The following is a 16,293-nucleotide window of genomic DNA, read 5'->3' as shown; positions in this document are numbered from 1 at the left end:
GCAAAATTATAATCAATAACTAAACTGACGAAATTAAGGGGATATCACTTGCCATGGCACCGCATATATTCGACTAAAAAATTAAAAAACAAAGTTTCCTTCAGCTAAATTATATATTATTGTTTAATTCTTACAAAAAAATCGCCAAAAATGTTGATTTTTTTTGTAATATAGCTTACAATTTAGCCATAAATGCTTTTCTATTGAAGGAGGAGATTCGAATGAAAAAATTACTATCTGTATTGCTTACAGGTGCGATGGTAATGGGTTTGGTTGCTTGTAATAAAGAGCCGGCCAAAGAGGGCGGCGAAGCCAAAGCATCTGCTGCGCCTGCAAAGAAAGAAAAAGTTTCCTTGAAAGTTTGGGGTTCCCAAGACGATCAGGAATTCTTAAAAGAGCGTGTTGAAGCTTTTAAAGCTGCACACAAAGATCAACAGTTTGACATTCAGCTCGGCGTAGTCGGCGAACCGGAGGCCCAGAGCAAATATTTGGAAGATCCGACGGCGGCTGCTGATGTTTTCGCTTTCCCGAACGATCAACTAAAAGAATTAGTTAAAGCAGGTGGCTTATATCAAGTAACCCGTCCTGAAGATGTTAAATATATTAAAGAAGAAAATACCGGCGCAGATGCCTTTACTGAAGATGGCAAACTGTACGCTTTCCCATTTGCTGCAGATAACGGTTACTTCATGTACTATGATAGCCGCGTATTCTCTAAGGATGATGTAAAAGACTTGGATACAATGTTGGCCAAAGCAAAGGCTGCTGGTAAGAAAGTCTTTATGGACGTATCTAATGGTTGGTACATCGCTTCGTTCTTCCTTGGCAACGGCGGTAAGTTCTCCATCGACGACAAGGGAATTCAAAAGGTAGACTTCAACAACGCCAATGGTTTGGCAGCCGGTGAAGCTATTAAAGCTTTCACTGCAAATGAAGCATTTACTACCGGTGATGACAACGTTTTGAAAGCCGGCTTTACTGACGGAACTATTGCAGCCGGTGTTTCCGGAACTTGGAACGCAGCTGATATTAAGGGTATCTTGGGCGACGGTTATGCTGCTACCAAATTACCTGAATACACTGCTGGCGGTAAAAAAGTACAGATGGGATCTTTTGCCGGTTACAAAGGTTATGGAATCAGTGCTCACACCAAGAGCCCTGTTGAAGCTATGGATCTGGCGAGATTCTTGACTTCTGAAGAATCTCAAGCTAAACGTTTTGCAATGCGTGGTACAGGCCCGTCCAACAAAAAGGTTGCTGAAAGTGAACCGGTTAAGAAAGATATCGCTTTAGCTGCTCTCCTTGAACAATCCAAGTTCGCAGTTTCACAAAACGGCGTACTCGGTACCTTCTGGACTCCGGCAGAAGCATTTGGAACCGCTATGGAAAGCAAAGATTACAGCAAGTCTGTACAGGAATTGTTGGATGCGATGGTTGAGCAAATTCAAGTTGCCGACACAGCTAAAAAGTAATGTAACTGTTGAAGCAAGCCTCCGACTCGGGGCTTGCTTCTTCTGTATCAAGAGGGGGCTGGCATTATGGCTAACCGAGCCAACGGGTTCACAAGTGGAATTGGTAAAGTGCTTAAGTATATAGGGAACTTTTTTGCCAATTACGTAAAATATTTTGCCAAGGGAAATTATAAGACTCGCTTATCTTATGTAGTAATGGGTGCAGGTTGTTTCCTGAATAAGCAGGTTGTCCACGGCCTACTATATTTATTGGCGGAAGTCGTATTTATTTTTTACATGCTGTTCTCGGGGGCACATTATTTGCGAATGCTGTCCTCTTTAGGTATTAAAACTCAAGGGGAAGTTTGGGACGAAGCGGCAGGTATTTTTCGAGTTCAGCAAGGCGATAACTCGATGTTGATTCTTTTGTTCGGTGTCATTGCGATTGTAATATGTATTTGTTTCGTTGCTCTACATTATGCGAGCGTGAAGCACGCTTACCAAAATCAGAAACTAATTGAGACTGGCGTTACTCCGCTTAATTTTGTAAAAGAGTGGAAGAGCCTGTTTAATGAAAAATTTCATATAACTGTTCTGTCACTGCCGATTTTGCTGACAACTCTGTTTACGGTTTTGCCGCTGATTTTTATGATTTTGATGGCTTTCACCAATTTCGATAAGAATCACCAACCGCCGGGGAATTTGTTCAGTTGGGTCGGACTGACCAACTTCAAACAAGTTTTTTATGGCAATCCGCTGTGGGCGAAAACCTTTACGCGGTTATTCAGTTGGACGATGGTATGGGCTTTCTTTGCCACCTTTCTTAACTACATTCTTGGCATAATTTTAGCTTTGGTTATCAACAAGAAGGGTGTCCGCTTTAAAAAGTTCTGGCGTACTATGTTCGTCATTACTATTGCTGTCCCTCAGTTCGTATCATTGCTTTTGTTATCAAAACTATTAGCTGATAAAGGTCCGTTGAATGGTTTGCTGTTGCAATTGGGATGGATCAAGGATTTCATTCCGTTCTTGTCTCATGCGACTGTTGCTAAGATAACGGTTATTATCGTTAACTTGTGGGTAGGTATTCCGTATACGATGTTAATTTGTTCGGGGATTTTGATGAACATTCCGCAGAACCTATATGAGGCATCCAGAATTGACGGAGCTAACCCGGTGCGTCAGTTTATCTCGATTACGATGCCTTACATGCTTCAAGTGACTACGCCTTACCTGATAACACAATTTATCGGTAACATTAATAACTTTAACGTTATCTACTTATTGACAGGCGGCGATCCTAAGACACTTGATTTGTTCCAGGCCGGCGAAACGGATTTGCTGGTAACATGGTTATACAAGTTGACGGTTTCAGAGAAAAACTATGCATTGGCCAGCACAATCGGTATTATTATCTTCTTAATTACGGCGATAATCAGCTTGATTACTTATAACCGAACTAAGGCCGTGCGTGAGGAGGAACAGTTCCAATGACCAGTAGCTCTTCATATAAATTAAAAAAAGGTTTTATTAACTCCGTGCTCCACGTTATTCTGGCGGTTTTGTCCGTGGCTTGGGTTTTGCCGGTTGTGTGGTTGATCTTACAAAGTTTCCGCGCGGAGAAGGGTGCGTTCATTTCTTATATTATTCCTAAGACTTGGACGTTGAACAACTATGTAAAATTATTTACTGACGTTAAGCTTTTCAACTTCCCCCAGTGGTTCTTGAATACGTTTATTGTCGCCGTGTTTTCATGTATTATTACAACGGTTTTGGTTTTGTTGACCAGCTACGCGTTTAGTCGCTTGAGATTTAAAGCACGTAAGCCGTTGATGAATATCATTTTGATTTTGGGTATGTTCCCTGGATTTATGAGCATGATCGCGATTTATCATATTTTGAAGTCGTTTGGTCTTACTCAGACGCTGTTCGCTTTGGTTCTGGTATATAGCGGAGGTGCGGCGATGGGTTACTATATTGCTAAGGGTTTCTTCGATACGGTGCCGCGCAGCATTGATGAGGCGGCGTTGGTTGATGGATGTACGAAAAATCAGGTTTTCTGGAACATCATATTGCCGATGAGTAAGCCGGTTGTTGTTTATACGATTTTGACTTCGTTTATCGGACCGTGGGTCGACTTTATTTTCGTGTCGGTAATTATGAAGGATGCATACAATAAGTATACGGTCGCTCTTGGCTTGTATCAGATGCTTAGTCGTGAGAATATCTACAACTATTTTACGGAGTTCTGTGCCGGCGCGGTTATCGTTGCTATACCGATCACGATACTGTTCATTTCGATGCAGAAATATTACGTCAGCGGTGTTACGGCCGGTGGTGCAAAGGGTTAGTTCGTGATTGACAGGCGGTTTTGCTAATTCGGCCAACAATGAGAGTAGTTTATGTCATGGTTTTGCCTTCTTGAGTCGGAGAAATTTTCGGCCCGGGAAGGCATTTTTATGTACCATGGGGGGCGGTGGATGGCCGCGGTGTGGACTGGTGTCGTGGCAGGTGAGGCGGGCAGCGAAAGGCCGAAGCCGGAAGGCGGAAGTCGGAAGGCAGAAGGCGGAAAGCGTAAGTCGTAAGTCGGAAGGCCATGATCATCTGGTTATTGTATTAAGGAGTAATGGCGGTTATGAAAATGAAAAAAATTGTCAGTTTTTTGCTTTGTTTGTGTCTGGTTTTGGCCGGATGCGTGGGGTGCCGGTGGAGTAAGGGCGGTGATTTGCCGCATGATTCTTCTAATATCAAAACACGCTCGGGGGCGGTTTATGAAATTTATGTCGCTTCGTTTAATGACAGTGATGGTGATCAGGTCGGTGATTTGAACGGCATCAAGGAAAAGCTGGAATATTTGCATACTTTGGGTGTGGAATATATATGGTTGATGCCAATTCATCCAAGTCATAGTTATCATAAGTATGATATAGACGATTACATGGCGATTGACCCGGCTTACGGAACGATGGATGATTTTCGTGGGCTGATTAAGGCTGCTGAGGCTTATGGCATTAAGATTATTATGGACATGGTTATAAATCATACGTCTTCGCACCATCCTTGGTTTCAACAGGCTTTAGCTGAGGCGATGAAGGGTAAGATGGACGGGAAGGCAGAGTTTTATAATTTCTCGAATAAGCCGATTCGCAAGTCGACGAAGGTTAAGGATGGTTTGTACTATGAATCGGCGTTTGTGAGTGAAATGCCGGATCTTAATCTCGGGAATCCTCAGGTTAAGGCTGAGTTGGAAAAAATAGCGGCTTTTTATTTAAAAATGGGGGTTGCTGGTTTTCGGTTGGATGCGGCTTTGCACTATTTCGGTACGGACAATAAAGCTAATATTGCGTTTCTAAAGTGGTATGGTGATATGTGCCGTAAATATCGGCCGGATGTGTATTTGACGGCTGAGGTATGGTCGGATAGCGCGACGGTCGAATCGTACTATGCCAGCGGAGTTGATTCGTTCTTTAACTTTGCATTAAGCGAGGGTAAGGGTTTGTTTGCTCGTGCAATTAATGCGGGGCGCGGCGCGGATCTCGCGAAATATTTGGCGGATTATGATGCGAGTATTCACAAACTCAATCCACAGGCACTAAATGCGGTTTATCTATCTAATCATGATCAGGGCAGATCGGCCGGTTTTTTGCCGGAACTTGCTAAAAACAAATTAGCCGAAGCGATGTATATTTGGTTGCCGGGGCGGCCTTATCTTTATTATGGCGAGGAGGTTCGTCTTAAAGGGTCGGGAAAGGATGAGAACAAGCGGACGTACATGCCGTGGAACGCTTCAACTAAAGTGAAAAATCCGGTCGGCACTGATTATGATCAAGCGAAACAGGTAACTGAGACGGTGGAGGCGGCGGTTGCTAATCCGGATTCATTGTTGAACTATATTGAAGAATTATTGGCAGTGCGTAACAGCTATCCTTGGTTGGAACGTGGTGTGCCAACTGCCGTGCCGGCGGATGAGCGTTTGCTTGTCTTGGAAGTGAATGGGCGCAACGGGGAAGGTCGTGCGGTGATCGTGCATAATTTATCGGCGGATATGGTTGAATTTTCGCCGTCGGGTGAGCATTTGAGGCCGGCTAAACTGATGAATAAGGCTGACAAGTTTAACCATGGGTGTTTGCAGCTGGCGCCGTATTCTTCAGCTTTTTTGGTGGAGGTTTCGGGGGAAGGTAAGAAATAAATTCAGTTTTAGGTCGATGTTGGAAAAATACCGAATCGGGTTGGCCGGTTCGGTATTTTTATTTGTAGATAATTTGTACCAAGATATTTTTTAGTCGAAACATTTCATTTAATGCGGTGAGCGGCTGGGTCAGCATTGCTTGGGTGCTCGTTTGGAGAGAAATGAGCGGCTGGGTCAGCTTCGTATTGCTGGCGATATTTCAAATAGCAGCTTGAACAGACTGCTTCGTAGACGACACTGTTTTGGTTATCGATGGAAACTTGTTCGCCGGTGAATACGGGGATGTTATTTATGTAACGGAGGTTGCAGGTGGCTTTGGCACCGCATTTGCAAATGTTTTTGAGTTCTTGAATGGAGTGGGCAATTTCGAGCAAACGGGAGCTGCCGGGAAAACCGTGGTTGAGGAAGTCGGTGCGCAGGCCGAAACAGATGACCGGAATATTATGGAGAACGGCGATTTCGTATAATTGGTCAATTTGGGCGGGGGCGAGGAACTGAACTTCATCTACCAAAATGCAGGCGGCGTCGGTGAATTTACCGGCGCGACAGTCGGCCATCAGGTCGGTATCCGGATAAATGAGGTAGTCTACCTTACGCGCGACGCCGAGGCGGCTAAGGATGGCGCATTGGCCTTTGGTATCAGTTACGGATTTGGCTAAAATAACTTTCATTCCCTGTTCTTCGTAGTTGTGGGCAACTTGGAGCAAGCTGGTAGATTTGCCGCAGTTCATGGCTCCATAGCGAAAATATAGTTTTGACATTGTATCCTCCTCTTGTACAGCCGAATTATTATAGCTGATTTGTCGTGCGGTTAAAAGCGGTAGAGCTGGTGGGACCGCGTCATTTTATTGTGAATTTGAGCTATGTTAAGCAAGTGGCCCCTCTTAACAAGACAGATGTTCTAAGCCACGAGGATGTGTAATTACTATATTGCTAGGCAAAAAAGTGGCAATATTCCTTTTTTTGTTTAAATTATAAATTTCCCGAAAAAATTACTAAAATGTTAAAAAGATTTCAAGTGTGTATACAAACATTACTGTTTATGGCAGAATATAAGTTGAAACTTAATTTAAGTAATAAATAATTGTTTTATGTTTTTGCATATTTGCATAAGGGGAATCGATTATGAGGAAATGGTTAAGGGAAATTGCTGCCGGTTTGAGCGTCGCGGTTGTTTTGACATCGGTTGATGTTAGCGGCCTTATGGCGGTGCGTGCATTGGATGAAACAGGCAGTGGCAATGGCAGTGTCAGTACGGTAGTTGAATCGGCTGTAAGCGGTTCAGCGGCGGGTAGCGATGCTAGTAGTACCAGAGCCACGGCCGACGGCGGTCAGCTCGGCAATAACGGCGGTACAGTCGTGGGGGGCAAACCGGGGAAAGACGAACAAAAAGCTGGATCCAAAACCAGTGGTTTCAGCTGGGTTAACGAAGCCCCTAAATATGATGAAAAATCAGATCTTGAATTGCACGAATCGCCTGATCCGAAAGATAAAAAGAATCTATCAAACGGTATTTACCTAAATGAAAATTTGCCGAAAAAAGCGCGGTTCATAGGCCCGGATCCGGTCGATAAGGCTGCAGCGAATGCGCAAATCGAAAATCCGGCACAACCTAAACTTTACACCTATCAGATGAATATGAAACTAGTTTCTAAGGAGGCCGGCAAACCTGACACCCAAGCGGAATTTTATCAGCCTTATGAAATAACGGTTGGCGAAAAGAATCCGTGGCTGAACGGCGGAGCAAATATTCTGTACGCTTTCCCACACGTGGAAGGTTATATGGATCCGGTATCGGCCAAAGATCCGGCGGGGACAAAACTTGCCGGTGGAGCTGGGGAGGCGCGTACGCTTGTTTTTCAATCCGGTGCCGGCAAAACAGCCGAGCCGGGGAAATACATGTATGAAAATTTGATTGAGCTGGCAAATTCTGCCAATCAGGCGGAAGCTAGAAGCAATCGTTATCGTTATAGTGAGGACTTCCTTTATCAGCCTAACCAGATAAAATTTAAAGTGCGTCATGTTGTAATAGATGAAAAAGGTACTCACAAACTTAGTGAAGCCGGAATAAATGATTTCCAAGGAAAAGCTGATCAAAACGGCTGTGAAACAGTGACTGCTTCGGTCGGTGAACGCTACACCCTAAAAAAACTTGATTTACCGGAATTGAATGAGAAATATGAATGCCTTGATGAAGGAAAAAAGGTTGTTGTCGGGGATAGTGAGGACTTCCAAGTGGATATGCACTATAAGCATAAAATCAAGAAGGTTCTCTTTGACACTGATTGCGAAGAAAAAGTGAATAGTGAAGCTCATTTGGCTGGCACAGCTTTTCGTATCCCTAATAAGCATATTGAAAAACCGGGTTATGAGTTTTTAGGCTGGATGGCGGACAAGGATTTGACTCCTGTCGACAGTGCGCAAGCGAATAAGGCGTATAAGGCTGCAGATCAGAAGAAAAAATATGATGATAAAATTGATGCACTTGCTAAAGACAGTAGTGTATTGCCTGAATCATATAAGACCAAAGATGAGGCTGAAAACAGAATTCGTGCCTTGCAATTGGCGCCGGCGGATGCGGTTGAGTATCTGAAGAAATGTTTGCTTAATGACACGACGCTCGATTATAGTATGCCGGGTGAAGATGTAAAATTCACTGCAATTTGGAAGGCGAACAGAGAAGCCAACTATCGGATAACATATTGGTTGGAAAAGGCAGATTACACTAAGGCAGACACTTTGGAAAAGGATGAGAAGAAGCGTCTTTCCCGGATGTACAGTTTCTTATTTGCTGAATCGAAACATGATGATGTTACGGCAGTTAGTTTTGACAATGCCTACTATAAGAACTTAGCGGATAACTTTATAAAGAATGCCACAATTGTACAGTTCCCAGATGAGGGAACCGGCATTAACGGTCGCAAGAAAGTTTATAGGTATGACAGGGAACAGACGGAATTACTGAATGCGGGAAAAACAAAGGTTGAGGTCGATGGTAGTACCAATATTAATGTTGTTATTCGGCGCAAGCGGTTCATCTTGTTGTTCGGTGTACCAGGAGGTAAGACGGCTAACATAAAAACTGAGCGGCGCGAGTACCGTATGGCCTTGCGTTATACTGATGAAGAGGATCCTGAAGGAAATCGAATCTTGGATAGAACTGCAACCTTGAGTCCATGGATTAAACCTCCGGTAGATTGTTATAAAAAGGATGAAAATGGGGGATTACCAACCAGCTTAGCCGAGGGGGAGGATAAACCCTACCAAGTGAAGGTGCGCTTTGGCCAAGAACTTGACCAGGTCTGGCCTTTGCCGCTCAACACGGCGGAGCTTGTCAGGGGAAATGATACAGATTACTTGGTTGATCCGGTTCGCTTTTTAGGTTGGAGCGCTATGGCGCAAAGCAACGGACATCCACCTTACCGAGATACGCCGCCGTTAAGGGCTGACAAAAAAATAATTTTGTCAGATGCATTTTGTCAGGCGAACGAATGGGGCTATGTGGATGATTCTAAAACATATAATTTTGAGCAAACGGATGATTATAACGGATCGACTTATACTCCGCCGGCTATTCTTGCTTTCACTGGGGATGAAGACAAGGATAATAATAGTACAACCTTAATATATGTTCTCATGGGGGTAAAACGATTAGCGACCGAGCCCACTGAAGACGATGAAGGCAATACAAAAAAAGAATTTGATTATACTTATCGGGATCTTTACTACCGGAAAACTGATACAGCCTTTGATTCCTATGAATTTGAAGCTCCAGAAATAAGGGGGTTAAAATCGGTAGAGAAAAAGAAAAGGCAAGATAAATTTGATGAAGATGAGTTACATGACAAATTCGAAGAAATATATCAGCCCACTGAAGGTGAAGACCCTGACGAATACAAAAATCCTGCCGAAAAGAGATTGCAAAATTGGTATGAATCACATGGTATGAGTTTGGGTGATGTTGATTTTGAATCGGTCGGATTCTTGGATTACACATATACTAGAAATAAATATGATTTGTTGTTAAATCATAAAAAAAGAAACGGAAATTACGAGACTCGACAAGACCCAGTCGAATTTGAAGAAAAAATTGTTTGGGCTCTAGGTCAGGATCAATTCAAGCAGGGGATTTCAGCAGAACAGTTAGGTTACGATCCGCGCTATAAACTTATTGGATATTATATGGATCCGTCCTGTGAAGTTCCGCTATCTGAAAACGCAACAATGCCCGACTATCGACTCAACATCTATGCAAAGTGGGGGGATAACAGCATCTATGATTACACGATTGATCTAAATCCACCTGCCGGTAGCAAGGTTGAGTATGAAGAGCTGGAACAAGGCACGGTTACGGATGCCAAATATAACAAAAAAGACTATACCGAAGAGAAAAATGGGCCAACAGGCAAGTTGACAGAAGGGCATCAGAAAAAAACCTTTAAAGTTAAGGCGGGGGCTAAGATTTTCCCCATATCGGAACCGAAGTGTGAGGGCTACACGTTCCTGCGTTGGGAAAAATACGGCTATCAGCATGATCAGGATTATAAGTATGATATGACAAATCCGCATAAAGTTGCTGATGTATTTGCTTTTGACATCAAAATGGAAGAACCGGCAATGGCGAAGGCCGTGTGGATTAAGAACCCGACTGTGCCGGTGCGCGTGGAGCATCATTTTTATAACAAGCAGGATAAGGAGATCCCTTACAAGGAGGAGAACGGAGTACCGGTGAACGACCCGGAAGACGGCTTACAGGCGGCTGACACTGAGATATACGGTATGCAGGGAACTAAAGTAGGCGAAAAAGGGCGTTTTGCGATCAACAAAAGTTTTATGCCCGATTCCTATGGAGCGGCTTTTGCCACGGAGCAAAACGATCAGTGGATTAGAATTGTGGATCCGAAAACGCTCGCCAAGATCGGGGCGATACCGGATGGCAAATATTCGATTGATAGTGGCGCGTACAATACGAATAAATTTGTGCGCAGTGCTTTGATTAAGCGTTTTGAAAAAGAAGCAGACGGCAAATTCCCGCCCAACCCTAATGTGTTCCGGTTCTATTATCAGCCGTTTAAGAAACGTTTTTACTATAAGAAGTATATTTGCGAAACCACCGAAGATGATGAAGGCGGCGGTGTGGGCAAGCAGGGTAAAATTGGGCAAGAGTCGGATTTTATGATTATGGATCCGATGAAGGTCAAGAATAACGTGCGTGATTTTGATACGACTAACTTTGACGTGATCCCTGGTTTTATGCTGAAAAGAAAAGATAAGGCTCAGCAAACCGTTCGCTTCGGTCTGGATGACAAGGGCGATATTAAGACGATTAACGGTCAGGAAATTCCTAAGGATGGCATTGCGGATATCAAAGGGAAACCGGGCAGTGGTAAACTAGGCGTAGAATTCAGATACGTTGATGTGCGTGTTTTGCTGCGCAATTCTGAAGCGGCGAAGACCCCTGACGGCTATCACCGTGTGGTAATCGAATTACCTAAGGATAATTTGGAGTTTACCGGAGATTTCGTCGGATCGCGGAATCCTAAAAAGGATGATGCAAATCCGGGGGCCGGTGCAGCCGGGGTCAAGGTTGAGCGTAACAAATATGTTGTAGATGTTGTGGACGGTTTTGCCGATGAGAATATTCCGATCCCGGACATCGTCCCGATAAAGAAGCTTGCGGTCAAGAAGATTTGGCTTGATCAGCGTGGGCACAACATATATTCAGATGCGCTTTACAATGATGGCTTGGCTACAGATCAGGAAGAGGATTTGGAGAAAGAATTAGATGAGGCTTTGCCGGGCCAGGCAGAAATGCAATCGCAGTTAAAACCACTCATGCAACCGGCGGCCACTAAAATAAAGTTGGTACCAAATGGTAAGTATAAGGATGCTAATGGGAAAGAAATTCAGCCCAATATGGTTGAAATAAGTGATGCAGATTTGCAGACCCCCGCGGAAGAAACAGAGCATCCTGAGCGTCTTGGCTGGTATTTGGCTAAAAAAACTGAGAATGATGACAGGCGGATTGGCTTACCGCTGGGAACGCCTATGGTGGTGAACTGGCTGAAAATAGAGAAAAACAAGGATGATGAAAACAAACGGAAGCTAGTTTTCGCCGACTTTTTGGCTGAGGACACGCAAGCGGAAGTTGAGGAAGGTAATAAGCCACATGATCCGAATGTTTATCAAGATCCCGCCTCGATTGCCCTTGGTAAGTTCCCGTGGCAGCAGGCAGTTGATGTTAATAAGAAGGTAAGAAAGCTAATCTATAAATACAATGACGATGTAAAGCTGGGCAGTGAAAATTGGCTGACAAATATATTTGAAAAATTTAAAGGGATTGATGGGCGGCCGCACGATTGTTATCAGTACACAGCTACGGAAGATGCAGCTCGTGAGGAAACTGATGGCTACGAGTCCGGAGTGTTCATGTATCACAAGGTGAAGGTGAGAGCGGCCGGACAGGCAGGCGGACAGGCGGCCGGACAAGCAGGCGGACAAGCGGCCGGTCAAGCAGGCGGACAAGCGGCCGGTCAAGCAGGCGGACAAGCGGCCGGACAAGCGGCCGGACAGGCAGCCGGACAAGCAGGCGGACAAGCGGCCGGACAGGCAGGCGGACAAGCGGCCGGACAGGCAGGCGGACAAGCGGCCGGTCAAGCAGGCGGACAAGCGGCCGGACAGGCGGCCGGACAAGCGGCCGGACAGGCAGTCTGGATCGAGAAAAATAAACTGTTTGAAATAGAGCTTGGTGGTATCAAAGAAGGAACGGACAAGGATAATTGGGTCAAGCCTCAATCTGTAGTCGGGAAAGGGATAGCACTTGAGAATTTGAAAGAGTTAGTAGTTTTGAACTCAGAAGTGCCAACTATAGATGTTGAAGTACACAAGTTTTGGTACGGGAAATACGGCCAGCCGCTCGATTTCAACACCCTGTCCGTAGGCTCGGCGGCCAACCCGAAACCATTGACGATGGAAATGCGCTTCTTGGATCCGGTTATCGCTAAGCATTTGTCAACCCGAAGCACGGCGTTGACGGCAGGCGACAAGTGGCATGGCTGGATAGAAGCCGTACGACTGAAATTCCGGCGCACCAGCCCACGCACCTATGATTACAATTTGCACGAAATAGGCGAAGACGGTGGCACGCTCAGCTATGGTGGCAAGAAATTTGACGCGATCTACATCGGGCGCTGCCTCGATGGATTCAAGGTGATCAACCGCGAACAGTCCTACGGCTTCCCACCGGTTGTAGCGATTTGCGACTGCGCCAGAATGGGCATGAACAAGGCTTATACGGTGGCCAACAGAGCCTATACGGCCGTAAGCGAGGCGGCCGGCAAAGCCGGAAGCTACATCAAACGCCAAGTCGGGAAATTCTTTGGTGGAAACGGTAGGCAAACTGAAACGAATGGACAGGGCGGCTGCTCGTCCTGCCATTTGGATTGAGGCGCGATAAGAGGATGACACGTATGGGAAAAACAATAAAAATACTAGCTGGAGCTTTGACGATGACCATGCTGGCCACGAGCGGGGTGACAGCGTTGGAATACACATCATTCAGCCGCGAGGAAGCGAAACTGGTAGATCAGCTTTTTGAGGAACAGAACCGCGGCAAGGCGGCTGAGGCAAACAACGCAAACGGCGCGAATGGCGGAGCGAAAGCTGCAGCTGACCAAAACGGCATGATTGAGCCGAACGTAATATATAAGTCATTTGCTACGCCGGAGTTTTACCGGACGCTGAAAAGATACGATGAAGCGCAAAAATCGGTCGCCCAGGACGCCGACGTGGTTGGTGCGCTCGGCACGGCAAGATGTGTAGCCCAATTTCGTTTGGACGAACTGAATCGCCAAATCTGCGCCACGCGTAAATTGATGGAATTGGCGGAAGGAATCAAACGCATCGACACCTATCGCTATAAACGTTCACGTAAGACTAGCGATCCCAACGAACCGTACCAATTCTACCGCAATCCCGTACCGGTGATTACAGATGCGGTGCTCAGTGCGGCGAGAATATACGCGCTCGACAAAGATGCGCAAGCTCTGGACAAATTGATCAAGACGAATGCTGAGTTGGCTAGCAAAAACCTGAATGAAAAGCCGAAGTACGAGGCGCTTGGCATCGAATACATGGATCGGGTGACCGGGCGCGAGTTGAAAGACAACGTTTTGGCGATTCGCACTCTGATCGACAAAAAGATCATGACCCCGTTATATCGTGGCCTGATCGAGAAACTGATGCTCTACTATGGTAACAAACAAATCGCGGATCACACGGTGGGCGAATTGACCCGGCAAGCCAAGGTCGAGGCGGCCAAGATCCACCTGTTGGAGGCTTTTGCCAAGCAGAAGAAGTTCAGCCTGCGTTCTTGTCCGTTATGCGATTACGGTGCCAAAGTAACGCCTTTGGGAGTCGGGGCAGCGGAATTGGCGGAGAAAATCAAGCAAAAAGATCCGAACAAGGATGATGTGCCGAACACGGCGGCTGCAGTTGTTGCAGTTGCTGCAGCTCCGGCCAAGCGTTTCGCTAACTGAGTGCGTGTTGCTCTGAACTCGACAGCTAATTGTTGGCGACTACCGCGGCTGGATCAAATTTGCAGTTAAAGCTGCGGTGGCTGGCCGATGGCAGTAGATTAATCGGAGTTGACGAAGTTACGCAACTGATTAGTGCCATACAAAATATGTAAGCAAGTGAAAAATCCCTCGCCGGTCTTGTGATATGTACCCTCTTTACTGGAAAAAATCAGTAAGGAGGGTGTTTTTATACGCTATAGTTTTGAATTCAAATTGGAATTTGTAGATCTTTACAAACAAGGTAAATGGGCACCATGTCCAGGATGAAGAATGTGATGTATTATGCAAATGAAAAAGAGTTCTGTTTCTTTAAGGACTTCTCAAAGGCAGTAAGTGAGTATATATATTACTAGAACAATTGCAGGATCCGGAAGAGGACGAAATGGATGCCTCCTGTAAAGTACAGGATGGCTTCCATCTGTTAGCCCCGTGTCAAAACATAATGGTAGAGATTCTGAGCCTTGCGGTCTTTGGCAATATCAACGCCGAACTTTCTTAGCTGTTCGATGTCTTTGCGGAGTGTTCTCGGGTCGACGGTGATATCATATTCTTCCAAATATGCAGATATATAATACGCTTCAGATATTTAGTTGACATTGCGATACTAATATATATAATTATACGTATAATTATATAAGTACATTACTATGCAAAAGAAATTCTACATGAATTTATGATATGTGAAGGAGGGGCTATAATGAACGGTCTAAATTACAAAGAATCTAGCTACAATTTTGAGTTCCCCTATGAGGACGACGAAAGTAAACGCATACTCTATAATTCACGTACAAATGCCCTTGCGCTAATTGATAAAGAAAAGTATATATATTTTCAAAATTTTAAAGAGCGAGGACAGCCTATCTCCGATGAAAAATTATTAGAGGACTTGAAATACGGCGGATATATACTGCGTGATGACATAGACGAATTGGAATTAATTCGATTCAATCTTCTTCAAAGCCGCTACAACACTTCTAGTTTAGGATTAACCATAGCCCCAACTTCCGATTGTAATTTTCGATGTATCTATTGCTATGAAAAGGAGAGCCTTAAACCCGTTGTAATGTCCGAAGGTGTTCAGGAAAAGGTTGTAGAACTTGTTAAGGCCCGAGCGGAATCCATTATGCGACTGTCCGTTACATGGTATGGAGGGGAACCGCTTCTGGCATTAGACATAATTGAAAATCTAACGAATAAGTTTTTGGAGATTTGTGAAGAGCATAAAATCAGATACGATGCTGGAATAGTAACAAATGGCTATCTGCTTACAACCAAGGTGTCCGAACGCCTGAAGGATCTAAGGATTATGCACACACAGATTACGGTGGACGGTGCGCCAGAAGAACACGACAAACGAAGGCCGCTTGCAGGAGGCCAGCCAACATTTCACAAGATTATATCAAACTTACGGGCAGCGAAAGAAATACTGCCTTGCAAGGTAAGCATCAGGATTAACACGGATAAGGATAATGCAGATCAAGTAGATGAGGTTCTGAAAATATTAAAGGAAAACGATTTGAACGATGTGGCTTATCCATACTTGGGTATGGTAGAAAATTCAAACGATTGCTACGCCGAAAGCAGTTGCTACCATCCAGAAGAATTTTCGGCCGTTGAATTTGACTATAGAATACGAAACTCTTCAGATATAAGTAATTCATATCCAAGACTAATAGCAAACTCTTGCGGAGCTGATTCTAACAGCAACCTCGTTATAAATGCGGACGGGAAGCTTTATAAGTGCTGGAATGACATAGGGGTTAAAGAAAGAACAGTTGGCGACTTGTTAGCCCCTGCATCTGATGCCGCGATGGTTCCGCTTTTACAATACTTGATGTATGACCCCACGCACGATAGCGAATGCTCAAAATGTAAATACTTACCTATTTGTATGGGCGGATGCCCTAGCCGGAGATTATTTAGAAAGGACACTCGGTGTAATGTAATGCGTTATAGATTGAAAGACTATATCTGCGTTATATCGTTCTATCTGAAAAATAACAAAATAAAGCCAGCGAATAAAGATGACGATATGGCATGATTCACGTCGTTGTTCCGATACTATTAGAAAATCAGA

At 44.7% G+C, this 16,293-nt stretch carries 9 protein-coding genes; 8 read left to right on the top strand and 1 reads right to left on the bottom strand.

What is annotated here, in order from left to right; all coding sequences use genetic code 11:
• Positions 1 to 221 precede the first annotated feature (221 nt).
• The 5 genes from HMPREF0868_RS07300 to HMPREF0868_RS07280 all read left to right on the top strand — a co-directional run bounded on the left by HMPREF0868_RS07300 (position 222) and on the right by HMPREF0868_RS07280 (position 5,640).
• Complete coding sequence (locus HMPREF0868_RS07300) at positions 222 to 1,472, top strand: extracellular solute-binding protein (RefSeq protein ID WP_012994098.1); 1,251 nt, start codon at positions 222 to 224, stop codon at positions 1,470 to 1,472.
• Positions 1,473 to 1,538: 66 nt separating this feature from the next.
• A complete protein-coding gene (locus HMPREF0868_RS07295; RefSeq protein WP_012994097.1) occupies positions 1,539 to 2,945 on the top strand; it encodes a carbohydrate ABC transporter permease in 1,407 nt (468 codons plus the stop codon).
• The gene (locus tag HMPREF0868_RS07290) at positions 2,942 to 3,802 is read left to right on the top strand and encodes a sugar ABC transporter permease (RefSeq protein ID WP_012994096.1); all 861 of its coding nucleotides are present in this window, start codon (positions 2,942 to 2,944) and stop codon (positions 3,800 to 3,802) included. The genes HMPREF0868_RS07295 and HMPREF0868_RS07290 overlap by 4 nt, the downstream gene beginning before the upstream one ends.
• A 51-nt stretch (positions 3,803 to 3,853) precedes the next feature.
• On the top strand, positions 3,854 to 4,036 hold the full coding sequence (locus HMPREF0868_RS07285; protein WP_012994095.1) for a hypothetical protein: 183 nt from the start codon (positions 3,854 to 3,856) through the stop codon (positions 4,034 to 4,036).
• Between the two features lie 50 nt (positions 4,037 to 4,086).
• Positions 4,087 to 5,640, top strand: a complete 1,554-nt coding sequence (locus HMPREF0868_RS07280; RefSeq protein WP_012994094.1) for an alpha-amylase family glycosyl hydrolase — start codon at positions 4,087 to 4,089, stop codon at positions 5,638 to 5,640.
• 104 nt (positions 5,641 to 5,744) lie between these two features.
• Here the strand turns inward: HMPREF0868_RS07280 and HMPREF0868_RS07275 are convergent, their stop codons facing one another.
• On the bottom strand, positions 5,745 to 6,401 hold the full coding sequence (locus HMPREF0868_RS07275) for a thymidine kinase (RefSeq protein WP_012994093.1): 657 nt from the start codon (positions 6,399 to 6,401) through the stop codon (positions 5,745 to 5,747).
• 364 nt (positions 6,402 to 6,765) lie between these two features.
• Here HMPREF0868_RS07275 and HMPREF0868_RS07270 point away from each other — a divergent pair, with 364 nt between their 5' ends.
• From HMPREF0868_RS07270 to HMPREF0868_RS07260, 3 genes are all read left to right on the top strand, one after another.
• Positions 6,766 to 13,086 (top strand): InlB B-repeat-containing protein, encoded by a 6,321-nt coding sequence (locus HMPREF0868_RS07270; protein ID WP_012994092.1) that lies wholly within the window; start codon positions 6,766 to 6,768, stop codon positions 13,084 to 13,086.
• Positions 13,087 to 13,109: 23 nt separating this feature from the next.
• On the top strand, positions 13,110 to 14,177 hold the full coding sequence (locus HMPREF0868_RS07265) for a hypothetical protein (RefSeq protein ID WP_012994091.1): 1,068 nt from the start codon (positions 13,110 to 13,112) through the stop codon (positions 14,175 to 14,177).
• A gap of 736 nt (positions 14,178 to 14,913) precedes the next feature.
• Positions 14,914 to 16,257: a radical SAM/SPASM domain-containing protein gene (locus tag HMPREF0868_RS07260; RefSeq protein ID WP_012994089.1), complete on the top strand. Its 1,344-nt coding sequence runs from the start codon at positions 14,914 to 14,916 to the stop codon at positions 16,255 to 16,257.
• Positions 16,258 to 16,293 lie beyond the last annotated feature (36 nt).

This window comes from Mageeibacillus indolicus UPII9-5 (assembly GCF_000025225.2).
GTDB classification, from domain to species: domain Bacteria; phylum Bacillota; class Clostridia; order Saccharofermentanales; family Fastidiosipilaceae; genus Mageeibacillus; species Mageeibacillus indolicus.
This window is presented reverse-complemented; position numbering and strand designations above follow the sequence as displayed.

What these genes read in the sequence shown, in the direction of transcription:
- HMPREF0868_RS07300 (WP_012994098.1), top strand. Translation starts at nt 222, where the DNA reads ATGAAAAAATTACTATCTGTATTGCTTACAGGTGCGATGGTAATGGGT.
- HMPREF0868_RS07295 (WP_012994097.1), top strand. Translation starts at nt 1,539, where the DNA reads ATGGCTAACCGAGCCAACGGGTTCACAAGTGGAATTGGTAAAGTGCTT.
- HMPREF0868_RS07290 (WP_012994096.1), top strand. Translation starts at nt 2,942, where the DNA reads ATGACCAGTAGCTCTTCATATAAATTAAAAAAAGGTTTTATTAACTCC.
- HMPREF0868_RS07285 (WP_012994095.1), top strand. Translation starts at nt 3,854, where the DNA reads ATGTCATGGTTTTGCCTTCTTGAGTCGGAGAAATTTTCGGCCCGGGAA.
- HMPREF0868_RS07280 (WP_012994094.1), top strand. Translation starts at nt 4,087, where the DNA reads ATGAAAATGAAAAAAATTGTCAGTTTTTTGCTTTGTTTGTGTCTGGTT.
- HMPREF0868_RS07275 (WP_012994093.1), bottom strand. Translation starts at nt 6,401, where the DNA reads ATGTCAAAACTATATTTTCGCTATGGAGCCATGAACTGCGGCAAATCT.
- HMPREF0868_RS07270 (WP_012994092.1), top strand. Translation starts at nt 6,766, where the DNA reads ATGAGGAAATGGTTAAGGGAAATTGCTGCCGGTTTGAGCGTCGCGGTT.
- HMPREF0868_RS07265 (WP_012994091.1), top strand. Translation starts at nt 13,110, where the DNA reads ATGGGAAAAACAATAAAAATACTAGCTGGAGCTTTGACGATGACCATG.
- HMPREF0868_RS07260 (WP_012994089.1), top strand. Translation starts at nt 14,914, where the DNA reads ATGAACGGTCTAAATTACAAAGAATCTAGCTACAATTTTGAGTTCCCC.